The organism is Streptomyces boncukensis, assembly GCF_011045075.1.
GTDB lineage: Bacteria > Actinomycetota > Actinomycetes > Streptomycetales > Streptomycetaceae > Streptomyces > Streptomyces boncukensis.
Genome location: NZ_JAAKZZ010000813.1, coordinates 1 through 2,205, shown reverse-complemented (window position 1 = coordinate 2,205; position 2,205 = coordinate 1). Strand labels below are relative to the sequence as shown.

Here is a 2,205-nt window from a genome sequence, read left to right as displayed (position 1 = left end):
GGTGGGCGGCACACTCGGCGTCGACCCGGTGCTGGTCGCCGCGCCCGCACTCGCCCTGCTCGCCGGAACCGTACTGGTGCTGCGCCTGCTCCCGCTCGCCGCCCGGCTGGGTGAGCGCCGCGCGACACGCGGCCGGGGACTGGCCACCGCGCTGGCGGGCTGGCAGCTCAGCCGCCGCCCGCTGCGCGGCGCGGGCCCCGCGCTGCTGCTCGTCCTGGCCGTGGCCACCGGGGTGTTCGCGGTCGGCCAGGGCGCGAGCTGGGACCGCTCGCAGGGCGACCAGGCGGACTTCCGTACGGGCGCGGACGTGGCGGTCGGCGGATCGACGGCCGGGGCGCTCGGGCAGGGCGGGCTGTACGACGGCGTGGACGGAGTGACGGCGGTGGCCCCGGTGGCACGCTCCGAGTTCACGGTGGAGGGCGACCGCAGCGCGCGCGTCCTGGCCACGGACACCCGCACGGCAGGGAACGGGCTGCTGCGGATGCGCGGCGACCTCGCGGACGAACCGCTGCCCAGGCTGCTGCGCCCGCTGTCGGGCGCCCGGCGCGACGGACGCCGCCAGGGCGCGTCCGGCCCGCGGCGCACCGGGATCCCGCTGCCCGAGGGCACCCGTGAACTCCGCCTCGCCCTCGCCATGGACGTCCTCGGGAAGGCGGGCGGCAAGGGCGGGAACACCGCCACCACGGACACGCTCACCCTCACCCTGGAGGACCGCTACGGCATCCCGTACGCGTTCATCCTGGGCGAGGTCCCGGCCGACGGGCGGACGCATGTCCTGACCGCCCGCCCGGCGGCCTCGGGCGGCGTCCCGGCCGGGCCGCTGCGGATCACCCGGCTGAGCCTGTCGTACGCGGCACCGCAGCGGGCCACCGAACGGAAGCTGACCGTCTCGTCGCTGCGCGCGGTGGTACGGGGCGGCGGCACCCGCACGGTGCACGCCCCGCGCGCCGGGCGCTGGCCCGTGCGGATGCGCGCGGACGACGTCGACGGCACGCTCGGCAAGGGCCCGTACGACCGGCCCACCGACCGCCCGGCCGCCGTTCGCCCGAAGGGCGCTCCGCTGACGTTCCGGTACCGCACGGGCTCGGCGCCTGCGCCGCACGGCTACCAGGACCAGGCGGTGCCCGTGACGTTCGAGATGACCCCGGAAGGGCCGGGCCCCGACGCGCCGCTGCCGGCCGTGGCCACGGACGCCTATCTGCGGGCCAGCGGCAACAAGGTGGGCGACCAGGCCAAGGTGCAGTTCTCCGGCACCGAACTCACGGTGCGGATCGCCGGATCGGTCCACGCGCTGCCGACGGTCTCCACCGGGCGCTCCGGCGCACAGGAATCCGCCGGGCCGGCGGGCGACGGGCAGGACGGCGGAGCGGGCGGCGGGCGGAACAGCGGGCAGGCCGCCGGACGGGACGAAGGGCAACGCTGGTCCGGCGCACTCCTGTTCGACCTGGCAGCGCTCGACCGCGCACTGGCCGACGCGGACGGCGACCCGCTGGAGCCGGAGGGCTGGTGGCTGTCCACCCGCCCCGGCAGCACCGCGCGCGTCGCGCGCGAGCTGCGCGAGAACCCGGCGGTCGAGCAGGTACAGGTCCGCGACGAGGTCGCCGAGCGGCTGCGCGGCGACCCGCTGGGCGCGGGCCCGCGCACCGCTCTGACGGCCATAGCGCTGGCCGCAGCGGTGCTGGCGGCGGCCGGTTTCGCGGTGAGCGCGGCCGGAGCGGCGCGGGAGCGCGCGGGCGAGTTCGCGGTACTGCGCGCGCTGGGCGCCCCGCGCAGACGGCTCGCCCAGGCGCTCGCCGCCGAACAGGGCCTGGTGGTCCTGCTGTCGCTGGCCGTCGGGCTGGTGCTCGGAGCCGTGCTGACCCGGCTCGTGGTGCCGCTGATCGTGCTCACCCAGGACGCCGCGCGACCGGTGCCCGATCTGCTGGTGCGGCTGCCGCTCGGGCAGCTCTCGCTGCTGCTGGCCGCCGTTCTGGCGGCGCCGCTGGCGGTGGTGGCGGTCACCGCGCTGCGCCGTACGGACCCGGTGCCGGCGCTGCGTGCGGAACGGGGGGAGTGAGCGGTGGCCTTGACACCCCGGCACCCGTACGGTGCTCTGCCGCCCGGCAGTCGGCTGTCCGGGTCCTCTCCGGCGGAGCATGCCGGGAACGAGCTGCCCCTTGCTGCTCGCCGCGCGCACCAAGGGTCCCCGCCGCGCGGGAGGGGGTC

1 protein-coding gene is annotated in these 2,205 nt (G+C 77.8%); it reads left to right on the top strand.

The features are described from left to right. On the top strand, positions 1–2,056 hold a 2,056-nt coding region (locus G5C65_RS38760; protein WP_206442653.1), incomplete at its 5' end, for an ABC transporter permease. Positions 2,057–2,205 lie beyond the last annotated feature (149 nt).